Below are 20,149 nucleotides of genomic sequence, written 5' to 3'. Positions count from 1 at the left end.
GCCGGGTACCGGCTCGTACCACGGCCGGGCGGTGCCGTTGCCGTCGGAAGTGGCGAGGAGGCGCTTGTGGCTGGGCTGGTGGCGTGTGAGCGCGCGGTGGGCCTCGGCGGCCGTGTTGCGCTGGATCCCGGCGGGGATGCTCAGCGGCGCGGGCCCGGCTTGATGGCGGGGGCAGCAACGGCGGGCGGCCGTGTCGTGGTCGACCGGCGCGGAACGCTGACGGTTGCCAGCGCAGGACCGCGAGCCGCCCGGGCACGGGAGAGGTCCCGCGACGTGGGCACCGCCGCAGTCCAGCGTGCTGCGGGGGCGTCTGGCATCAGCGGGCGCAGGTGGGCGTGGCACTCGCGCGGCACGCAGGCGCGTTCACGGGAGACCGGCGCCGGATCGGCTGGCGCCGTGGCGGGGGCCACGACCAGGTGGGCGGGGGTGGCGCTGTGGAAAACGGCCTTCTACGGCGCCCGCCGCGCATCCGGGGCGGCAATGATCCATCCGTTGGCGGTCGAGCCGATGAAGGCGTCGTGGTGGTTGGTGAGAGCCATGGTGCTTCGGAGGGTTGTGGTGCGGTGAGCGCGATCCGGGGGTGTGGCGCAGCCCGGTCAGGCGGCCGTGCCGTAGTCGTCCTGCCGGGGTGCGTGCTTGGCGATGGCGCGGGCGGTGATGGCCTTGGACGCGCGGGCGGAGGCGGCGGACAGTTCCTCGGCGCCGGGCTCCAGATACCAGGGACGCAGGTCGAGCATAGCGGCGCGCATACCGGTGGCGAAGCAGAGCGCGGTGCCCTTGGGCAGGGCACGGATCGCGTCGGGCGGCAGGATCCGCTCCTGCCGCATCGACACGGAGGTCGACTTGCCGGACTCCGAGTGCGAGGTCGAGGTGGTCTCGACATCGTGGTCGCCGATCAGACGGGAGAGCTTGTCGGCGAAGTCGGGGTCGTCGATACCGCTGCCGATGACCTTCACGGTCGAGGCGGACCACAGGGCGTCCATGCCGGCGTCCCCCCAGACCTTCTGGCCCTGGCGGTAGGACTGCAGGATCGTGACCGGGATGATCCCGCGGCTGCCGAGGTGGGAGTACAGGTCCGGCAAGTCGCTGATCTTGCAGACGTTGGCGGCCTCGTCGAGGATCGCCAGCATGGGCGGGTCGAGGCGCCCGCCGGCGCGTTCGGCCTGGGCGGTCGCGGCGCGCATGACCGAGTCCGCGCACGCCGCGATCAGCGCGGAGGCGCCGCCGCCTCCGTCTTTGCTGAGCAGGAAGAGTGTGTCGGTGGAGGTGACGAACTGCGCCGGCTGGAATTCGGGGACGTTCTTCTGCGGTGTCACCCAGGCCGCGATCTCGGAGTTGAGCAGCGCGGCGGCGTACTGGCGGGCGGTCTCGTAGATGCCGTCGCGGGTCTCGGGCGGTCCCTCGACGGTGCCCTTGAGCTGGGCGGCGACGGCGGCGAAACCGTGATCACGGAGGATGTCGAGCGGGGTCCGGTCGGCCGGGAAGGCGAGCCACTGCATGATGTCGGTGATCGGCCGCTCGTCGAGAGCCGCGGCCAGGAGCAGCTGGGACAGGATGTTGCTGCCGGCCTTGGACCAGAAGTCGCCCTGCTGGGACGCATCGACGCTCGCGGCGAGGAAGTGGCCGGCCAGCCGGTTCGCCCCGTCCAGGGTGGTCGCGCCGGCCAGGGGGTTCCACCACATCTCGCGGGCAGCGTGGGCGATCTGCTGCGGGTCCATGGTCCACACCCCTCCCGCCTTCGCCCGCGCTTCGTAGGCTGTGGTGAAGGCATCGCCGGCGGCCTTGTTGCTGGTGAGCAGCACCGGTCCGGGGGCGTGAAGGATGGAGGGGATCGCGAGCGAGGTCGTCTTGCCGGACCGGGGCGCCATGATCGCGACGGCGACGTCCTCGAACCCCATGCGCACCTCGTGCCTGGTGCCCTGCAGGTTACCGAGGAGGACGCCGGTGTCCTTCGCGTCGATGTGCTTGGCGTCCTGAAGGCTCGGCCGCAGGGAACGGGCCTTGGCGGTGATCGCCCTGGCCATCAGGGGCTCGATGTCCCGGGCCTTGGCCATATCTGTGATCGTCTTTCTTCGGCCGCCGCCGCAGCTCTTGTGCCGGGCCCATACGACGCCGACCGCCGCCCCGAGGGCCAGGAACAGAAGGACGGGCACGATGCGGGCGCCGATCAGCAGGAATGTTTCTCCTGCAGTTGGCCAGACCTGCTCCGGGTGGAGCAGGGCGGCGGTCGGCTGGTACGGCGCCCAGCTGGCCCCGGTGAGGTAGGCGGTGATGTTGCCCGACAGCCAGGCGAGGTGGGCGAGGGGGACGACGATCGCGAGTACACCGAGGAGGAGGCGCAGGACGAGGTCGTAACCGTCGGTGGAACTGTTCGGGGAGGAGGGAGGTGACAAGGGCTACGTGCTTCCGGGCGGGGACGGAGGGATCAGCGGCTGCGGCCGTTCTTGGCCGGCGCAGGTGTCTCGGCCGTCGGTTTGGCCGGCGGGAGGGTGCGCCGGGCAGCGAGGGTGTGGACGCGTTCTTCCAGCGCCCCTGCGACCAGTACGGCGAGCACGTCTGCGGTCCGGCGTGCGACGACGTCCGGGTCGTGGGTCGGCAGACTGTGCACGCTGCCGGTGCGCGCTGCGGGGGCCGGATCGGCGAGCGCGGCGGTGAACGCGGTGACCAGGCGCGCGGGAGTGTGCTCGCCGAAGCGGGCCTGCCACACCTTCTGATGCAGGCCGAGCGTGACGGTGACGAACCAGGCTCCCGGATCACCGGGCGTTCCCAGGCGCTCGACGTACGCCGCCTTGTCGGGCGAGACGAGGCCGTCGTCGCCGTACGGTGACCAACCGATCTGCCGGAGCGGTTCGTACGGGTCGGACGACGCGCTCACTGCTGAGGCGGGGGCGGTGAGGGTGTCGGTGACGGCGGCGATGAGTTCGACCGGGGTGCGGGCGCCGAAGCTTGCGTACCAGGCGGGCCGGCCGGGCTCCGGGGCGTGATGGAGCGTCCACCACTGGCTGTCGGGGTCGGGCTCCAGACGCAACAGAGCTTTCTGGTCGGGGCTGGAGAGTAGGACGCGCGGCATCAGGGGGTCGTTGCCGTGGCTCCAGCCGCAGGCGCGGTGGAGGGGGACGGTGATCCAGGCAGGGTCACCGCCGCCGGCGAGGTGACGCGGTGTGATGAGGTCGACCTCGACGGTCTCGGGATTCAAGGGCATGCTCACCTCCGTGCCGCAATCCGCCGGACGGATGCGGGGACCGGTGTGGGGGCCAGAGGCGAAGGGGCCTTGAGAGCGGCGGAGTTGATCTCCCGGAGCGCCGTGCCGTGAGTGGCCCAGTCATCGAGGTAGCTCCACGATTCGGCGTGATGCCCGGCGAGGGCGTCGTCGAAGTCGGCGGTGCCGGGCTTGGCGGTGGCGGGGAGGGCGTCTCGGGTGGCCAGCCACTGCTCGTGCAGTTCGTCGAGCCGGTCGAGGGCGCCGCGCAGGACGCCCAACTGGTAGACCCAGCGGCTCTGCACCGTGTTCTCCCGCAGCAGGGCCAGCTGCGTCTCGGCGGTGGCCAGCAGGTGACGGGCGCCGTAGCGGAGCGGCTCGAACGCCGTGAGGGTGTCGGCGTCGCGCTGGCTCGCGCGCATGCCGTAGGCGTGATCGTCGTGGGGCCAGCCGTCCAGGTCGGTGTGCTCGTCGGAGTAGGCGTCCCAGGCGTCGAGGATCTTCTCGCTGTCGCTCAGATAGTCGTCGAGGTGACGGAGGAAATCGCGGTGTGCGTGGTGGTCGGTGGAGATGAGGTGGGAGTCCTGTCCGTTCAGCGGCGAGCGGCCAGCCGGGCTGGGCCAGCCTTTGCCGGGGTTGTCGTGGGCTTCGTCTGCTGCCGGCGGGCGGAGAGTGCCCGGGCACGGAGCGACTCGATACGGGTGGTGTGCGCGTCGACCACCTCCTGTGGGCGCAGTGGGCTGGCCTCCTGCACCACGCTGTAGTGGCCGGTGCGGTCGTACATCCCGCGCTGGAGGGGGCTGCGGTCGGCCAGCGCGGTGAGGAACGATCCGACCAGGTGGGCGGGGGTGTGCTCGTCGAAGTAGGCGTGCCAGATGCGCGGGCCGTGGAACTCTCCGTGGCCGGGCTCACGGGTCTCGACGTGCCAGGACGGCCGGTCGCGGAATTCGCTCAGCGGGCGCAGTTCGATGTGACACATGGAGTCCGGCGAGCGCGCTGTGCCGTCTGCGTCGCGGTGCCACCCCGCCGAGGTCACCGGCTGCCACGGGTCCGGCTGCTGTGGCGGCGGGACGACGAGGGCGTCGGTGAAGCCGGCGAGGACCTCGGCGGGCACGAGTTCACCGAACTCGGCGTACCAGCCTGGCTCGGTGTCGGTCGACTCCGCCCGCAGGCGCCACCACGCGGAGGTGGCGGACTGCGGGTCGAACTGGAGCCGGTGGCGCAGGTCGGGGCTGCGCAGGACGATCTCGGCACTCAGAGGGTCGGAGACGGCGCTCCATCCGGCGGCGGCCAGAGCGTGGGTGACGTGGCGGGCGTCTCCGGGGCCGGCGAGGTGGCGGGGGCTGGTGTCGAACGGGATGCGCCCGGCGTGCTTGTCGGCGAACGCGGCGAGCTGCCGTTCGCTCAGCGGCACAGGCCGCACCCCGGCTCACCGGCGCCGGAGTTGCCGTACAGGTCGCGGAGGTCGTCCAGGACGTAGTGGAGGGTGTGCTGGTCGGCCTGCTCCCACGCGGCCGTGCGCAACTCGGTGATCAGAAGGTCGACCTGAGCGGTGCGCGGGGCGTCCGGGGCCTCCTGCAGGGTACGGGCGAGGGCGCGCAGGGTGTCGGCGAGCTGGACGGGCAGGCCCGTGTACTCATCGAGAAGGGGCTCGACGAGGGCGAGGGCTTCCACGGGGTCGGGGTTCTCGCGCAGGTAGTCGGTGAGGTCAGACAGGGTCTCGGTCGCGGTGCGGATGGTGTCCGGGGTGAGTGCGGGCATCGGGCTCCTTGGGACGGGGCATCGGGTCAGCGGCGGGTCCGTGCGCCGCCGGCGGGCGTATGGGGACGTGCGCTGGTGCGTGGCCGGGTGCTTCGGGCGCGGCTCTGGGCCCAGGTCGCGGCGCGGGCAGCCGTGATCCGGGCCTGTTGCCACGCACGGAGCTGGGAGGGCTGGACGGAGACCGACCAGGTGCGGACCTGTGCGCTGTGCGGGACGCGCCCGCGCGGGCGCATCACGGGATCCGGGTTGGCGAGTTCGGCCGAGAAGGCGTGCACCAAGTGCATTGGGGTGTTGGGCGTGAAATTGGCCGTCCAGCCGTTTCCCTGCTTGTCCTTCGCTCCGGCCCACCACAACGCCGCGCCGTCGGGGCTGTGGTGGTACTGCATCCACGCGGCACCGTCGGGGCTGGTCGCGGTGTAGTGCTCGCCCTCGAAACGCGTGTGCCAGTTCTGCTCCTCCAACGGTGCCCAGACATTGGGAGCGTGGGCGGAGCCGGGGCGGGTGAGGGCGTCGGTCAGACCGGCGACGATCTCCACCGGGGTCTGCCGGCCCAGGTGCGCCGACCACGCGCCGCTGGGTCCCTCCGCTTGGCCGTGAACGGTCCACCCTCCGGGCAGGACGTAGGGGTCGTAGGCGACACGGACGGTGCGGTCGGGGCTCTCCATGAGCAGCGGGCCGTTCGTCTTGGACTTGTCCCGCCAGCCCGAGGCGCGCAGGAACTCCGAGACGTGCCGGACGTCGCCGCCGCCGGCGAGGGCACGGGGCTGGACGAGATAGTGCTGCTCGGCCTGCTCGCCTGGCCCCCAGCCCTGCCACTGCTTCTCCTTCACCGGTGCCGCCGTACGACGAGCGGTGCGGGTGCCGGGGGCTTCGCCGCGGTGGTGGCGGGCTGGGTGCCGACGTGCTGCAGGGTGTCCTTGTGTTCGTCCAGGTCGAGGGTGATGTCGTGCAGTTCGTTCGAGGCGCGGCCTAGAGCGAGCCATACCTCCGCGGGGAGGGCGCCTCGTTCGGCCTGGTCCTTGGCGAACACGCTGCCGGTGGCGACGAGGTGGGTGACGGCGCCGAGGACTCCGGCGTCCGGGTCGAGAACGCGGGCGATGACCTGCGCGGCCTGCGTCGGGGGGAGCTGAGAGAGGTGGTCGGCGAGCTGGCCGAGCTGGCGGGTGATCTCGTCGGCCAGTCTCACCGGGTAGGGGGCGGGGTGGGACATGCTCCTCCGGGTCAGGGGGACGGTCAGTGGTGGTGGCGGTTGCCGACGCGCTGCGTCTCCGCGAGGACGGCTTCCGGGCGGGCGCCGGCCAGCGGGGAGGCGCGGTCGGGGCCGGTCGGGATACAGGCGCGCAGGTAGCGGCGGAACAGGGCCGTCGCGAGTCGGGGCTTGAGCCGGTGGCTGATCGGTGGGGGTGTGCGGGGTGCTACGGGGTTTCTCCGGGGATCGAGCGGTGCGGTGGGCGGGCGGCCCCGGCAGGGTGCCGGGGCCGCCCGGGCGCCTTACGGGGTGCGGCGGGCCGGTGCGGGGCGTGAGGGGGAGCCGGCCGGTGCCGGTTGCTGCGCGGCAGGGCGGGCCGCACGGGTGCGGATGTCGTGCACGGCCTGCCGGTAGGTGGCTTCGTCGAAGACGTCGGGGGTGCAGTTGACCTCGTACCCGGCCAGGAGCAGAGCGGGGATGGCGCGGGTCGCCAGTCGCTTCTGCTCGTCTGCATCGAGGTGTTCGGGCACGGTGTGCCAGATGTACAGCGGCGCGTCCGTGGGGTATTCGTGGCGTTCCAGGCCGAGCTGTTCCAGCAGGTCGTGGAGTTCGGCGGGGGCGCCGGTGGGGGTGTCGGCGTGGATGGTGGTCGTCAGGGCCTTGATGTAGACCTCGACGTCCGTGCCGTATTCGTCGGCCAGGTTGGCCATGTGTTTCTCCCCGGGTGCAACGGCGGCGGGAGGCCGGGGGCTGGGCGTTGCTCGGCGGCGGTGTGGGGGCCGCCGGTTGCGGAGCGCGGGCGGCGTGGTTGCGGGCGCGGAGGATCACGTGCGCGGCCTGGCTCAGGGAGCTGACGGTGTCCCCGAGCCGTGCGAGGGGTTCGGGTTTCTCGCCGGGGGCAGCCCGCTGGAGGTCACTGGCGGCGATCCAGCCCCGGACGACCACTTCCCTGGTGAGCGGCAGCAGCCCGTTGACCGGGGCGGCGATCTCGGTCAGCACCTCGGCCACCGCACTGCCGGTCTCGGCGGCAGCGACCCGCTCGGCGAGCTGGGCGAGGTAGCGCAGGGCCGCGTCATGTTCGCTGTCCGGCGTGGCCAGCGCGTTCAGAGCGGGGTCGAGGTGGACGCTGTGACCGGCGGAGAGCAGGGCGTGCGAGGCGGTGGTCGCCTTCAGACGCTGCTGCTCGACGGGCAGGCCGTGCGGAAGCCGGTGGTAGTCCCCGCGGGGTCCGGGGACGGAGAGGAAGCCGCCGGTTCGCTGGAGGATGTCCGCCGCCTTCTCGGTGCCGCCGATGGCGACGACCAGGCCGGTGCGCGGGTCCTTGGTGATGGTGATGTACTCCAGCACCCAGAACTCGGGCTCCGTCTGCTTCATCGAGCCCTGGCGGTCGGCGTACGGGTGCTTGCCGGGGAGGGCGGCATGGAGGCTGGGGCGGAGGTGGGCGCGGTCCGGCCTGCGGGATGCTGGAGGGCGGTGCCGATGCCGAGGGCGTCGAGCTGCGGGCCGATCTCTCGCAGGGCGCGCGCCTGCGCCCTGGTGTCGTCACCGCTGAGGCGGTAGATGCCGCCCTGCGGGTCCTGGACGAAGCCGTTGGCCACGAGGACGGCGCCGGCACGGTCGTCGACGGGTGCGGTGGCGACACTGCCGTCCTGCTGCCAGGTCAGGACAACCCGGTCCGGCTGGGAGGGCTGGATGCCGCCCAGGGCGGTGTGCCGGACCTGGGCGAGCGCGCTGTCGTAGCGGGCGAGCAGGTCGCCGGCGATCTGCTCCGCGCTCAGGAACGGGTCGTCCGCCAGGGCGATGCCGTTGGGCTCGGGGACGGCGCGGTACGCCTCGTCGGGCAGGGCGCGAGGGGCGGTGGCGGCGATGAGGAAGCCGTCGCGTTCGTCGTGCCGGTCCACAAGGACGAGCTGGGCGCCGTCGGGGCGGCTCAGGACGGCTGCCTGCCGGAGCGGGTGCTCGGCGAGCAAGGCGGCGACCAGGTCCAGGTCCCAGATGCGGTCGGCGAGTTCGGCGAGGTCGTCCTTGGCCTGCGGCGGGAGGTGCGTGCTGGTCCAGGTGCCGGGGAGTTCGCCGGCGAGGACGTCGGCGTACGAGGCGAGGCGCTCGGAGGTGTCGTAGTCGTGCATGGTGTCCTTGAGTGAGGTGGGAGTCAGCGGCGCAGTCCGGCGGCCACCGGTGGCGGCGGGGCCGGGAGCGTGCGCGGCGGGGGCGGGCAGGCGCACACGGCGGAACGTTCGCGTTCGGTGGCGGGGACATCCCCGGTGCAGGTGCTGCGGCCGGGGTGCGGTGCGTGCCGGTCGGCCAACTGGTTGCGGGTGTGGGCGAGGTCGGTGCGGATGAGGTGGAGGTGCTCGTCGGCGAGGTAGCGCAGCCGCCGGGCGATGGAGGGGTCGGCCGGCTGGCCGAGCCCGTCGTGGAAGTCGGCGGTGGCGGTGAGGACGTCGTCCAGCGCGGCGAGGATGCCGTCGTGGGCGGCGGTCAGCTCGACCAGGGCGTCGGCCGCTTCTTCCGTGGTGGTGGCCTCGCGAATGCGCTCGGCGAGGTGGGCTACGGAGGAGCCCAGCGGCAGGTAACTGGCCGGACGGTAGTCGGTGTCGAAGTCCGTGGTGCAGTCGACGTGGTACCCGGCGGCCCGGAGGCGGGCGACGGCGTCGGTGGCGAGATCGGACTCGTTGTCCTCGGTGAGGCCGGTGGGGGCGCGGTGGTAGGTCTCGTGGGTGCGGACGACGGCGACGAAACCCGCGCGCTGGAGGATGCTGTGTGCCTCGGAGTCACCGCCGCGGGCGAGGAGTTCGTCGGAGTGCGGGTCACGGCGGATGTCCAGGAAGCGGTCGGTACGGGGCAAGGAGACGTTTCTCCTACGGCGATCGGTGGGCGGTGTACCGGGCGGCGGGCGGTACGGCGGCGATCGAGGGCTGGACCAGGTGGGCTGCGGTGCTGTCCAGGTCCTGCTGGATGGCGTGGAGGCGGCGGGCGATCAGCTCCAGGCGGTGCGCCGTGTCGGTGCCGGCGGCGCCGGGCTGGCGGGCGATCCGGTGCGCGGTGTGCTCGACGAGTCCGCGGACCGTGGCCAGCGGACCGACCTGCTCGTCGGCGAGCTGCGTGAGGACGCTCGCGAGCTGGGCCGATGCCGTGGGCGCCGGCCGGACGGAAAGCCCCGCCGTGGGGCCGGTGCGCACGGAGATCAGGCGGAGGTCCTGCTCGATGCGGCGCGCCTCGTCCGAGAGCCGCCGCAGGATGTCCGCGGGCGGGGTGTGCCACGCGCCGTCGAGGTGGATCAGGTTGGCGATCACATCGAGGCGTCCGGGCTGCGCCTGAACGGCAATCCACCGGCAGCCGTGCTCCTTGCCGGGAATCTCGATGCCGGCGGCCCGGGCGAGCCGGTGGGCTGTTTCGGCCCACTCCGGTCCGGTCAGCTCCCGGTCGTCCGGGTGAAGCCGGATGTCGAGGTGGAGGATCGCCCGCCGGTCGTCGTCCGGGCCGGCTGCGAACGGGTGCTCCAGGTAGGGGTCTTCGAGGTGCTCGGCCCACTGGACGCATGTCCAGGTCTTCTGTTCGTCGTCCAGGGTGAAGTAATCCAAGCCCGGCCAGTGGGCGACGACCGTGTACGTGGTCAGGCCCTCGTTCGGCGAGACCGGCCGCCCCAGCGCCTCGGCGAGCGGGTCGTGCGGCGTGTGGGTCCGCTCGTGCAGGCGGGCAATCACCGGCCGCCCCGGATGTCGGCGATGTGCACCAACTGGTTGAGAGCGGTGGTGGTGTACCAGCCGCAGTCGATAAGCTCGTTGCGGCCGGCGTACCGCGGCAGGAGAGCGTCCTCCATGGCCCGCAGGTAGATCAGGCAGTCCGGGCAGCGGCGCGAGAGGTGCACGAGGTAGCGGGGGTTGCCGGTGACGTAGGACTGGGCGCCGCCGGTCGCATCACGCAGCCGCCATCCGTCCTCGTCGGTCGGGGTGTGCCAGGACGGGGCGACGACGCGCATCGCGTCGCCCCACAGTTCCCCGCCGGCCACCCCCTTCAGGACGACGACGGTGTCACCGGCCTGGAAGTGCTGGTGCGTGATGTCCCGGTCAGGGGTGAGCGGGTCGGGTGTCGGCGCGAAAGCCGACGTGGGCGGGGGCTGGGACATGCGGTTCCTTCCACGCAATCGGTAGCGGGGTGGGAGGAACAATGGTCCGGAGGAACGCCGGTTTGGCTAACCGGCGTTTCCCGGCTATGTTCCCCCGCCGTCAACGGAACGGGTTCTCCGTACCGCGGTCGTTCTCGCCTACAGCGTCGAGGAGTTCGAGCAGGTCAGCGCCTTCTGTGGCGAGGTGAAGCCGCCATCAGGAAGGACCCATGCTGGGCACTGGTCCGGCATCTCGATCACGTCGAGCAACTCCAGGTCGCCGACCGGGCCGCCAGCCTGCTGCTGTGGTTCGCCCCGTCCAGCCGACGGCTGTATCGACCGCCTCACTACCGAGCACATCGTTGACGGGAGCGGCACACCGGCTGAGAAGCCCAGGCGGGTCCGTGCTGAGACTCCCTTGCCCTTGGGTGATCTGACCCGTCGGCTCCTCGGGCGCTGGAAATCCTTCTCGGAGCCTGGTTCGACATCGCCGAAGGCGGCTTGGTAACACGGGGGTGGGAAACGCCACGCCGAGGATGATTCCGGGGCCGGGCACGCCGACGATCACGTCGAGGAGCGACCATCGGAAACTGGCCTCAACGGCCATGTCGGGCGGGCGGCATGCGAGTTGAGGGCCGACGCCTTCTGTATCGGCATGTTCGGCAGCGCGGCGGCATGTCTCGCAGGGCTGGCTGGTGTGCTGCTGTTCGGCGTCCGGGGCGGAGGACGCGCGGGTTGCGTAACCAGGTCTTCAACCGGCTGCTGCCGAATCGTTCCTGTGACTCTGTCCGCCTCCCGCGCGACCGGGTTGACCTGCTGACTTTCTGCTGCCCGCCTTCTGGGTGTGTCGTTTTCACGTGCGTTGGCAACATGTCCCCGGATTCATCTGTTTGAGCCATTCTTCCGAGGTTCACATGAACGGCTTTTGGGGGGAGCTCGGGGCGGCAAGTCTGCGTTGTGGCACGCGTGTTTTCGATATGAGCCAGGAAGTGATCGGAAAGGAGTGCGAGTTGTCGTGATGAGGGGCCGAGAGGGGCGACGAGGTGAGGCCGCTCCGTTTTCATGGCCGAGATGTGCCGATGCGATGCCAGGGAAGGGAGCTATAGCGTTCCGGCGCCACACATGAGTCAGGGCCCCGATGCCGCGGAGCCCTGACAGTGAACCATGTGTGCTTCGAACGAAAGGAATTCGAACATGGCTCACTTGCGCCGGCTGCTCGAAAGGCTGCTTCCGGCTTCAACAGAGGTTAGCTTTCCGCTGAATTTCATGACCCAAACCAGGTCGCTGAGTTCCCTTGCCGTCAAGGTGCACTGGAGTGCTGCTGCGATGACGTTGCTGGCCGCGACGACGGCCGTCTGCGGTCCCGTGGTACCCGAGAAGGTGTGGTGGGGCGTCGTTGCGGGGGCGCTCGCAGACGGATCGGTGATCAGTTACCAGCGCTTCCGGCGCCGTTGACACATGTGGTGCGGGCGGACGCCGGTGAGGCGTCCGCCCGCACCACAGGGCCTCTTTGTCTTCCGGGTGGCGGGGCCGCGCTGGTTTCCACTCCTGGGAACGCCACAAGTTCAGCGGATGGACGAAAATCATGCAGCAGGGAGCAACTCGCCGGGGACGCGGCGAGTCGTACGAGTACAGCGTGTGCGCTTTCGCCTCGTGCGGACGCCGGTTTCGCCGGCCCAGGAAACCGGGCCGGCCACGTAAATACTGTCAGGACGCCTGCGGACGCCGTGCGCAGCGCCTGCGCAACAGGGAGGCGACCGCCGAGTCGGGGGTGGTCTATGCGCCGCGCTGGGGGCCGGGCGTGGCCCAGGACCTGCAGGCGCTGGCGGCCGAACTGGTGGAGGCCGAACGCCGCGACGCTGGTCTGGAAGAACTGGTCGAGCGGGCCCTGGCGGTGGGCGCGGAGGTGACCCACTATCTGGGCGCGGCTGTACACGATGCCCGGGAGCGCGGGGCGAACTGGAGCGAGGTGGCGCGCAAGGCCCGGGTCAGTGAGGCCACTGCCCGCGCCAAGTGGGGGCCTCAGAGTGTGCGTCGGCAGATGGGTGTCCGTGCCCAGCGCACGGCCGTGCCGGTGACGGCTGTCGAAGCGGACCGGTCCGCTGGCGCTTCCTCGCACCGGCAGAGACTGGGCGCTGCCGTGTCCTTCCTCCTGCGGGTGCGCGGTCGTACGGCGCAGGAGGTCGCGCGGGAGGCGGAAGTTTCCCCGTCTTGCGTGTCACGGCTGCTGGCCGGGCAGCGTGTCCCGGACTGGCCGACCCTCTACACGGTGGTGGTGGCGGCCGGCGGGGCTCCGGCGGAGTTCCGGGTGCTGTGGGAGTGGGCGCGCGGACACCGCCAGCCGCGGCGGCGCTCCGCCGCCGTCGCCCTGACCCGCTTTCAGGGCACGCTGCGCGGCTTGCAGTGGGCCGCGGGCACGGCCCACGCCGGGCCACCGGCCGACGGAGTCGCCCCGGACATTTTGGATGCCGTCCTCACTGGTGATCTCGTTCCGGACTGGGAGACCACGCACCGGATCGTGCTGCAGCTCGGCGGTACGCCGGCCGAGGTGCGGTCCTTGTGGGAGGACGTCCAATACACGTTCCTGATCGCCCACGATTTCTTTCCGGCGCAGGGGGTTCCCGGTGCGAGCGACCTCGTCTGATGCGGTGCCACCGGGCCGGCCGCGCCGGGGGCCCTTCGTCCCCAGGCGCAAACCCCCAACGCCGTACGCCCGCCAAGGGGCCCGCCTGGCGGTGACAGCGGCCCGCGGCCTCGGCGAAACGGATGTGGCGATCGGCATGCCCAGTGCCTTTGCCGCGTTCTGTGTGCGCCACCTGGATATCTACACCCGCTACGCGGCCGTGCGGATGAGGGATAGCGGCCAGGCCCAGGCGCTGGCACAGGCGGCGCTGGGCGATCTGGCCATGATGTGGGCGGAGGCGTTGGAGAGCCCGTCCCCCTCCGCGTTGGCCTGGAGGCTGCTCGCGGCCCGCACCGGCCGGGCCGCGGCGGGGGGAGGGATGGAGTTATACCGGGTGCTGCCGGTGGCGCAGGCGGATGCGGTTCTGCTGCGCTACCGGCTGGGCCTGTCGGCGCAGGACGCTGCCGAGGTGATGGGCTGGGAGCCGGGTGAGTTCACCTGTCTCCTCAAGGCCGCCGTACGGACCGGAGCCGCCCGGTAAATACCGTTGGTACCCGGCGGGATGTGGTGAAAGCGCCCGCGCGCGCCGGTGCCGGTGCATCAATTCTCCGGCGAGCCGGATTGCAATTTCACTCCTGAGTGTCAACCGGAATGTGCTGCCGGGGTGGAATGCCTGGTGCATAACTCCTAGCATGGTGCCCACTTGACGCGCCGTCTCACAGGTCCTCCTGTGCACTAGCGCGCGGCGGGCAAACGGCATGCGGGGGCAGATGCTGATGATCGATGTGACCCAGGCCAGCGACGCGCGCATCTACAACCGCCTCTTAGGCGGCACGGACCACTACCCCGCGGACCGCGAGGCCGTCAGACGCCTCCTCGCGCTCGCGCCGAATGCCCGGGAACTCGCCCGCATCAACCGCCAGTTCCTGGTGAGAGCCGTGCGGTATCTCGCCGGGAACTGCGGGATCGGGCAGTTTTTCGACCACGGCGCGGGCTTGCCCACCCGCGACAACGTGCATCAGGTCGCCCAGCGTGCCAACCACGGCGCCCGGGTGGTCTACATCGACAACGACCCGGTCGTCGTCGCCCACGCCCGGATGATGCTCGACGGGGAACGCACCCTCATCCTTGACGCCGACATGCTCGACACCTCCGACGTCCTCGCCCGTATTCGGCAGGCGGGCTTCCTGGACGAGGATGCCCCGGTGGCGGTGCTGTTCGTGTCCGTGCTGCACTGCGTGGCCGACGAACGCGATCCGTGGAGGCATGTGCGGGATCTGATCGACCAGCTGCCCTCCGGAAGCCACCTCGTCCTGAGCCATCTCGCCTGCGACGACCAGGCGCTGCGTGAACAGACCGGTGAAGTGATGCGGCGGCTGACGGGGCGGCAGTGGGCCCGGGTGCGTTCCTTCGCCGAGGTGGACCGGTTCTTCGAAGGACTGCAGCCGGTCGGCGGCCCGATCGGCGATGTCGCCGCGTGGAGACCGGGCACCGACCTGAAACTCCAGCTCGCCGACCGCACCTGGATCGCCTACGGCGGGGTGGCCTGCACGCCGTAGGCGTCAGCCGGCGAACTGGTCGATGTACCGATGGATCATGGCCAGGGTCTCGTCCCGGGTGGTTGCCCTGGACCACAGGGTCGTCAGCGCCAGACGATAGCGCTGTACACCTTCGGGATCGGTGAGGTAGCTGCCCCCACTGGGGACCTCCAGATACACCATGTCCTCCTCCCGGTCGGCCGGGAAGGACAGCAGCGTGAGGGCCGGCGCGGGAGCCAGTCCCTGGGCACCCGCTCTGAACGGCAGGATGCGGATGTGGATCCGCTCTTCGTTCTCCTCCATGTTGTACAGCGCGCGCAACTGGCCGCGCATGACGGAGTCTCCGCCGACAGCCCTGGCGAGGATGCTTTCGTCCATGAGCGCGAACAGATCCGGCGCGCCGGGCTCGTTCAGCAGACTGCGCCGTGTCTGACGTACTCTCCCGGCTCGTTCGAGCCTTGCCTGGCGCTGGTCTTCGGCGGCCGGTGAGACGGCGGGGATGGCCTGTTGCATTAAGGCGCGGGCATAGGAGGGGGTCTGCAGCAGGCCCGGCACATACTGCGCCTCGTAAGTGCGGATCTCCTGGGCGGACGCCTCGACGCTGATGAGGCGTTCCAGCCAGCCCGGGATGGCGTCGCGGAACTCTTCCCACCACTGGGGGGCTTGCGAGGAGCTGACCAGCCTCTCCAGCGCGTCCAGTTGGGCCTGATCGGTGACCCCGTAAAAACGGGCGAGCGCGAGGACCGTGTCCGCCTTGAGAGGTGTGGACCCGTTCTCGATACGGCTGAGTGTGGGGGCAGATCCGACTTGGCCGACCTGGCCCACCACGTCCTTCAGCCGCAGACCGCGTTCCTTGCGCAGCCGGCGCAAGTGGGTGCCCACCACCATCCTGCCCGCGCCGGGCTGCGGGCTGCCCGGGTCGTCGTCCCTGACAGCCCGCAGAAATTGACCGCCCGACACCCAGACTCCTAGGTCACCAGTGGTTTCGACATGAGACCCCAGACTGGGGATCGAGCATGGCTGACCGCAAGTCCGGAACGTCGAAATTCAGTCGGCCAGGCCGTCGAACTCGCCCTGCTTCGCACCGGCGAGCATCGCATCGATCTCCGAACGAGTGAACACCAGTGCGGGTCCGCCGGGGAAACGCGAGTTACGGACTGCAGTGCCGCCGTTCGGCAGTGCTGCAAATTCTACACAGTTGCCGCCCTCGGGAGTGCTCTTCGAGCTTTTCACCCACCGCACCTCCTCGATGGAGTCACCCGCCACACCATTTGCGTAGTCTCTCAATGGTCGCCCTCTCACTGTTCCTGCCCTCACGGATTCCGTGCGGGCCGCCCATGCGGAACCGTGTTCGGGCAGGCAGGGCGACGTCCGCGTACGCCCCGTGAAATTTCATGGGGCCGTGGAATAACGTCGATATTAGGGGGTCGATTTCATGAATGCCGTCCCTCGGAAGGGTGTTCTTTCTCGTATGGTGATCCAATGAATTGGGGTGAACATTTGTGCGACAAGCTGAGGGTGCGTCGTATGTCAGCTTGGCTGGATCTGCAGGGGTAGCGCTTCCTGGCGAAACCTGGGCGCTCGACTGGGGTCTGGCCATGGGGATCTCAGTCGCCAACTTCGCCGCCAGCAGGGTCGACGCGAGCGCTGAAGGACTCCTGAATGCCCGGGCGTTCACCCGCTGTCATCTTCAGCGGTGGCACCTGCAGGACGCCGTCGACGACGTGGTTGCGGTCGTGGGCGAACTCACCGCCAACGCCGTGCGCCACACCGCCGCCGCGACAGGCGGAGCCTGGCTGGCCCTGGCCACGAGTCCCCGCACGGTCATGTGCGTCGTACGCGACCCCAGTTCGCGAGTCCCCGTCCGGCGCGCCGCCGTGTATCCGGCGACCGAGGGACGGGGCTTGAACGTCATCGCGGGTCTGTCGTGCGTGTGGGGCTGGAGCGTGGAAGACGACGGCAAGGCGGTGTGGGCCCGCGTCCCTATCTGACCGCTGACCGCTGACCGCTGACCGCTGACCGCTGGCCGCTACCGGTACGGGTTCTCGGTGCCCCGGTCGCTGCCGGTGGCTGCGTCGAGAAGTTCCGGCAGATCGGTGCCCTCGGCATCCCTTTGGTCGATCCACCACCCGGCCCGGCTGATCGTGCGGATCTTCTCCTCCAGGAGCGCCCAGTCGGTCTCGTCCCAGGTGCCTTCGGCGACCAGGGCGGCATACGCGCGGGCGGCCAGCTGGTGGCGGGAGCGCTCGCCCCAGTCCAGGGCCCGCTCGGGTCCTTCCAGCGGCGGCATGCCGAAGCGGGCGGCCCACTCCGCGGCGGCCTGCTGCTCGGCGGCCCGCTTGGCGGCGAGCCACTCCTCCTTGCCGGCGCTGTCGGCGTCGCGGGCGGCCTTCCAGCAGTCGGTGCAGTCCCGTCCCGTGAGCCAGCGGGCGAAGGCGGCACGCCGGTCGGCGGGCCGGTCGGACAGATCGTGAACGACCTCGTGGCCGCAGGCGTGCTCGACAGGCCACTTCAAACGGACCCCCGGGGAATTCCGTTTGATGGGCGTTACGTTCGAGGTCGGGCTGCTGGTCTGGGGCTTCAAATCGGGTGCCTTTCGTTGGCGGTTGGGGTGGTGGCCTGCGTCGTTGCGGAGGGTCGTGCATCAGATGCACGATTCATGCGGCGGACGGAGGTGGCCTGGAGTGCTTGGCGGTGGTCTCGGGGACGCTTCCGCCTTCTGCGTCGTCTCAGCGTGTCCTGCGGATGGCGTCTGTGGCCGCCGTGGCGATGGCGACGGGAGCGCTGGAGGGCTGGGGCAGGTGCAGCAAGGTGGTCCCCGGCAAGTGGCGGGACTCCGCGGTGAGGGTGAGCTGGAGTACGGCGCAGCCGGCGGTCGTGAGCTGCTGGACGCGGGTGACGGCTTGAGCGGTTTCGTCGCTGGCGTACCGGGCGTCGGTGACGATCACGAGGAGGCGGCCGGCGCCGGGGCGGCTGAGTTCGAGGCCGTGGTCGAGTGCGTCGATGGCGTCGCCGAGGTTGTGGTGGCCGCCGTTGGCATCGAACGTCGTCACGCGCTCTGGTGCTCGGTGGGTGGGTCGGGTCAATGCGGTCAGGTGCCTGTCATAGGCGATGGTGGCGGTAAGGGAGTCGGGGTCGGTCAGGGCTGCTGCGCGTGCCACGATCCAGGCAGCGGACGCGACGGGCGCGCAGGCGGCACGCATGGAGCCGGAGACGTCGACGGCGATACCCACACGCAGCGGTGGGGTGGGGGAGTTCCGGCGGCGGGTGTGGGTGAACGGTTCCGCGGTGGGGACCGACCCGGCCGCGCGCTGAGCGTCGCGGGCGAGGGCAGCGCGCATGTTGAGGCGGCCGGGTGGTGTGGGGCTGGTGGTCCGCTCCTCGGTCCGCTCGCGGTAGGCGGCGGCACGCAGGGCGCGGCTCAGGCGCGCGGCGGCACTCTGCTCGGCGGCGGTGGGCCTGCGGGTGCCGGTGACCGGGTTGCCGTAGGGCGCCGGTGTGCCGTCGGGGGTGACGGTGGTGCCACGGGCGTTGAAGACCGACTTGGCGGTGGCGGCGGCTTTGCGTCGCTGGCCGGCCCGCTGGGCGCGGTCCTGAGCCTGCGCCTTGGACTGCGCGGCCATGGCGTTGGTCGCGGCGGCCTGTGCCGCGAGGTCGGCGGCGTCGGTGGCGGCCGTGCTGTCCATGACGACCCCCACGGCGCCGGACAGCAGATCGGTGAGGTTCTCCGGCACGGGCAGGGCGGGGGCCGAGGTGTCCAGAGCGTCGCACCATTTTTGAGCGTGCGCGAGCATGGTCGTGGCGTCGTGGTCGGCGCACTGGTGGGCTGCGGTCCAGATGCGGGTGAGTGTGGCCAGCAGGTTTGCGCCCAGCACCTTTTCGCACAGATCGGCGACGGCCCGGGTCTCGCCGGCGTCCAGGATGCCGACGTCACGGCGGCCGAGGACCAGGGCCGCCACGGCGGCGGCGTGCTCGATGCCCTGGAGGGTGGGGTGGGCGATGTCGGGCATGACCAGGGTTCGGGCACTGGTGCGCAGGTACGTGCGGTCCGTGGGCCGCGTGATCAGGTGTGCGCCTTCGACGCGGCTCTCCTCCAGCAGGAGCGCGGCCTCGACGACACGGGGGTCCGCTCCGGCAGGCTGTGTCCAGACGGAGTGGGCCGCGTGCGCGGCCTCGTGGACGAACACTCCCCAGGCGGCGGGATACCGCTCCTCGTCGCCCACGATCCGCGGATGGATCTCGTGGGGCTGGAGCGGGGCGAACAGGCCGGCGTCGAACTCGACTTCGCCCAGAGTGGGGAAGAACGCGGCCGGTGCGCCGCTGCGCGTGCCGGGGCGGCAGGTGACGAGGAGGTCCTGGCGGCCGGAGAGGGCGACCAGCCGATCGCCGAGTTCGGCTCCCACGCGCAGCCACGCGTCCGGGGAGGAACGGGGTTGCGCGGGCGGCGCGCCGTCGTCGTCCCATCGCGCGAGGTCGGCGTCGTCGTCCGGCGTGGTGGCGGGGGACTGGACGTGGTGGTGGGCGCTCATCGCGAGCGGCCCCGGTGCGCGGAGCCGGTGCTGCCCGGAGGCTGCCGGACGGCCGAGGCGGGGAGCTGCTTGCCGAGCGTGAGGGGCGCGATCTTCTTGACGCCGACAGCCTTGATGACGGCGGCGGCGACGGCGTCGCGATCCTCCACAGGAGCGATGCCGACGAGGTTCGCGAGCGCGGCTTTGGTGCCGAGGACGGCCTCGGTCTTCTGGTAGCTGAGCAGCTCCCGCAGTTGGGGGGCCCAGCCCAGCTCGCCGAGTTCGACCTGGTGGGCGAGGTGTCGGGCGACCCGGACCACCCGGGCATCGATCCTCAGCGCCAGGGCGAGGTCATAGTCCGTGCCGATCTGGATCTGCACGCTGAACCGGCTCGCGAGCGCCTCCGTCAACACCGCCCCGTGGACGCCGGGATTGTGGCCCGCCACCACGTAGAAGCCCGGCTCGGCCTTGATGGTCTCGCCCTTGTGGGCCTTGACCTGGATCTGCCTGCGCCCGTCCATCGCGGGATACAGCGCCGCCAGGACCTTCGGCGAGATCAAGGTGGCATCGTCGATCAGCAGGGCGCGGCCCTCGGTCATGGCGGTGACCAGCGGACCGTACTGGAAGACGTAGCCTCCGCTGTCGGCCTGCGTGTACTCGCCGATCAAATCGCCGACCGTGGTGTCGCCGTCACCGGCGACGGTGAGCAGGTCCGGGAACGCCGCCTCGACCAGACTCGTCTTGCCGGTGCCCGGAGGGCCGTAGAGCAGCACCGGCACGTCGGCGTCGCGCAAGCGATTCAACGCCTCGACGTCGGGCAGATCGGCCAGCTCCCGGGGGTGGTAGACCTGGCCCCCCGCGCGGCGGATCGGGCCGGTCTGCCTGGGCGTGGCTGCTGCGGGAATGGTCGTGCGGGCCGTGACCGCCTGGGCGCGGGGAAAGTGGGTGCCCGGTGGGCTGATCACAGCGGTCTGCGCGGCTGCGGCGGTTCTCGCGTTCGCGCGGAACTCCGGTTGTCCGGTTCCGCCTTGATCGGCCTCGCCGCGTCGCACCAGGGTGAGGGCGGAGTTGCGGACGGCGCCGTGGGAGTGGCCCAGCTGCCTGGCCATGTCCCCGATGGTGAGCGTGTCCGCCGGCCGGTCGGCCAGCAGTCGGGCCACCTTGGCCCGTAGCTCGCCGCCCTTGGTGCGCGCCGGACTGGCAGGCGTTCCGGGTGTGGTCAA

The 20,149-nt window shown here is 70.9% G+C and carries 22 protein-coding genes; 5 read left to right on the top strand and 17 right to left on the bottom strand.

Annotation, left to right across the window (positions count from 1 at the left end; translation table 11 throughout):
- Positions 1 to 596 precede the first annotated feature (596 nt).
- From OG241_RS07265 to OG241_RS07210, 12 genes are all read right to left on the bottom strand, one after another.
- On the bottom strand, positions 597 to 2,393 hold the full coding sequence (locus OG241_RS07265; protein WP_405814389.1) for a type IV secretory system conjugative DNA transfer family protein: 1,797 nt from the start codon (positions 2,391 to 2,393) through the stop codon (positions 597 to 599).
- Between the two features lie 32 nt (positions 2,394 to 2,425).
- Entirely contained in the window at positions 2,426 to 3,202 is a 777-nt protein-coding gene (locus OG241_RS07260) for a DUF317 domain-containing protein (protein ID WP_405814388.1), read from the bottom strand.
- A gap of 2 nt (positions 3,203 to 3,204) precedes the next feature.
- Positions 3,205 to 3,621: a hypothetical protein gene (locus OG241_RS07255; protein ID WP_405814386.1), complete on the bottom strand. Its 417-nt coding sequence runs from the start codon at positions 3,619 to 3,621 to the stop codon at positions 3,205 to 3,207.
- A gap of 170 nt (positions 3,622 to 3,791) precedes the next feature.
- Positions 3,792 to 4,613, bottom strand: coding sequence for a DUF317 domain-containing protein (locus tag OG241_RS07250; RefSeq protein WP_405814384.1), 822 nt, complete (start codon positions 4,611 to 4,613; stop codon positions 3,792 to 3,794).
- Positions 4,604 to 4,960, bottom strand: coding sequence for a hypothetical protein (locus OG241_RS07245; protein WP_405814383.1), 357 nt, complete (start codon positions 4,958 to 4,960; stop codon positions 4,604 to 4,606). The genes OG241_RS07250 and OG241_RS07245 overlap by 10 nt, the downstream gene beginning before the upstream one ends.
- Positions 4,961 to 4,986: 26 nt before the next feature.
- Positions 4,987 to 5,790 (bottom strand): DUF317 domain-containing protein, encoded by an 804-nt coding sequence (locus OG241_RS07240; protein WP_405814382.1) that lies wholly within the window; start codon positions 5,788 to 5,790, stop codon positions 4,987 to 4,989.
- On the bottom strand, positions 5,787 to 6,170 hold the full coding sequence (locus OG241_RS07235) for a hypothetical protein (protein WP_405814381.1): 384 nt from the start codon (positions 6,168 to 6,170) through the stop codon (positions 5,787 to 5,789). Before OG241_RS07235 ends, OG241_RS07240 begins: the two co-directional genes overlap by 4 nt.
- A gap of 281 nt (positions 6,171 to 6,451) precedes the next feature.
- On the bottom strand, positions 6,452 to 6,859 hold the full coding sequence (locus OG241_RS07230) for a hypothetical protein (protein ID WP_405814380.1): 408 nt from the start codon (positions 6,857 to 6,859) through the stop codon (positions 6,452 to 6,454).
- A gap of 660 nt (positions 6,860 to 7,519) precedes the next feature.
- On the bottom strand, positions 7,520 to 8,278 hold the full coding sequence (locus OG241_RS07225) for a hypothetical protein (RefSeq protein ID WP_405826089.1): 759 nt from the start codon (positions 8,276 to 8,278) through the stop codon (positions 7,520 to 7,522).
- A 23-nt stretch (positions 8,279 to 8,301) separates the two neighbouring features.
- Complete coding sequence (locus tag OG241_RS07220; RefSeq protein ID WP_405814378.1) at positions 8,302 to 8,997, bottom strand: hypothetical protein; 696 nt, start codon at positions 8,995 to 8,997, stop codon at positions 8,302 to 8,304.
- Positions 8,998 to 9,010: 13 nt separating this feature from the next.
- Positions 9,011 to 9,856, bottom strand: a complete 846-nt coding sequence (locus OG241_RS07215; protein WP_405814377.1) for a relaxase/mobilization nuclease — start codon at positions 9,854 to 9,856, stop codon at positions 9,011 to 9,013.
- Positions 9,853 to 10,278 (bottom strand): hypothetical protein, encoded by a 426-nt coding sequence (locus tag OG241_RS07210; protein WP_405814375.1) that lies wholly within the window; start codon positions 10,276 to 10,278, stop codon positions 9,853 to 9,855. The genes OG241_RS07215 and OG241_RS07210 overlap by 4 nt, the downstream gene beginning before the upstream one ends.
- A 1,173-nt stretch (positions 10,279 to 11,451) precedes the next feature.
- On the opposite strand from OG241_RS07210, the gene OG241_RS07205 reads away from it, so the two are divergent.
- The 4 genes from OG241_RS07205 to OG241_RS07190 all read left to right on the top strand — a co-directional run bounded on the left by OG241_RS07205 (position 11,452) and on the right by OG241_RS07190 (position 14,439).
- Positions 11,452 to 11,712 (top strand): hypothetical protein, encoded by a 261-nt coding sequence (locus OG241_RS07205; RefSeq protein ID WP_405814374.1) that lies wholly within the window; start codon positions 11,452 to 11,454, stop codon positions 11,710 to 11,712.
- A 346-nt stretch (positions 11,713 to 12,058) separates the two neighbouring features.
- Positions 12,059 to 12,901, top strand: a complete 843-nt coding sequence (locus OG241_RS07200) for a helix-turn-helix domain-containing protein (RefSeq protein ID WP_405814373.1) — start codon at positions 12,059 to 12,061, stop codon at positions 12,899 to 12,901.
- A 91-nt stretch (positions 12,902 to 12,992) separates the two neighbouring features.
- Positions 12,993 to 13,421, top strand: a complete 429-nt coding sequence (locus OG241_RS07195; RefSeq protein WP_405814372.1) for a hypothetical protein — start codon at positions 12,993 to 12,995, stop codon at positions 13,419 to 13,421.
- A gap of 235 nt (positions 13,422 to 13,656) precedes the next feature.
- Positions 13,657 to 14,439: an SAM-dependent methyltransferase gene (locus OG241_RS07190; protein ID WP_405814371.1), complete on the top strand. Its 783-nt coding sequence runs from the start codon at positions 13,657 to 13,659 to the stop codon at positions 14,437 to 14,439.
- A gap of 3 nt (positions 14,440 to 14,442) precedes the next feature.
- Here OG241_RS07190 and OG241_RS07185 read toward each other — a convergent pair whose 3' ends face one another.
- Together OG241_RS07185 and OG241_RS07180 are read right to left on the bottom strand one after the other, a co-directional pair.
- The gene (locus tag OG241_RS07185; protein WP_405814370.1) at positions 14,443 to 15,378 is read right to left on the bottom strand and encodes a helix-turn-helix domain-containing protein; all 936 of its coding nucleotides are present in this window, start codon (positions 15,376 to 15,378) and stop codon (positions 14,443 to 14,445) included.
- Positions 15,379 to 15,465: 87 nt separating this feature from the next.
- Complete coding sequence (locus tag OG241_RS07180; protein WP_405814369.1) at positions 15,466 to 15,684, bottom strand: DUF397 domain-containing protein; 219 nt, start codon at positions 15,682 to 15,684, stop codon at positions 15,466 to 15,468.
- A gap of 332 nt (positions 15,685 to 16,016) precedes the next feature.
- Here OG241_RS07180 and OG241_RS07175 point away from each other — a divergent pair, with 332 nt between their 5' ends.
- Positions 16,017 to 16,409: an ATP-binding protein gene (locus OG241_RS07175; RefSeq protein WP_405814368.1), complete on the top strand. Its 393-nt coding sequence runs from the start codon at positions 16,017 to 16,019 to the stop codon at positions 16,407 to 16,409.
- A gap of 38 nt (positions 16,410 to 16,447) precedes the next feature.
- Here the strand turns inward: OG241_RS07175 and OG241_RS07170 are convergent, their stop codons facing one another.
- From OG241_RS07170 to OG241_RS07160, 3 genes are all read right to left on the bottom strand, one after another.
- The gene (locus OG241_RS07170) at positions 16,448 to 16,933 is read right to left on the bottom strand and encodes a hypothetical protein (RefSeq protein ID WP_405814367.1); all 486 of its coding nucleotides are present in this window, start codon (positions 16,931 to 16,933) and stop codon (positions 16,448 to 16,450) included.
- Between the two features lie 214 nt (positions 16,934 to 17,147).
- Positions 17,148 to 18,947 carry a hypothetical protein gene (locus tag OG241_RS07165; protein ID WP_405814366.1) on the bottom strand — a complete coding sequence of 600 codons (1,800 nt, stop codon included), beginning with the start codon at positions 18,945 to 18,947 and terminating at the stop codon, positions 17,148 to 17,150.
- Complete coding sequence (locus OG241_RS07160; RefSeq protein ID WP_405826087.1) at positions 18,944 to 20,086, bottom strand: AAA family ATPase; 1,143 nt, start codon at positions 20,084 to 20,086, stop codon at positions 18,944 to 18,946. Before OG241_RS07160 ends, OG241_RS07165 begins: the two co-directional genes overlap by 4 nt.
- Positions 20,087 to 20,149: the final 63 nt, after the last annotated feature.

It is taken from the genome of Streptomyces sp. NBC_01390 (assembly GCF_045040105.1).
Classification (GTDB): Bacteria; Actinomycetota; Actinomycetes; order Streptomycetales; family Streptomycetaceae; genus Streptomyces.
Note: the sequence above shows the minus strand (reverse complement) of the source record. Positions and strands in the feature narration are given on the sequence as shown.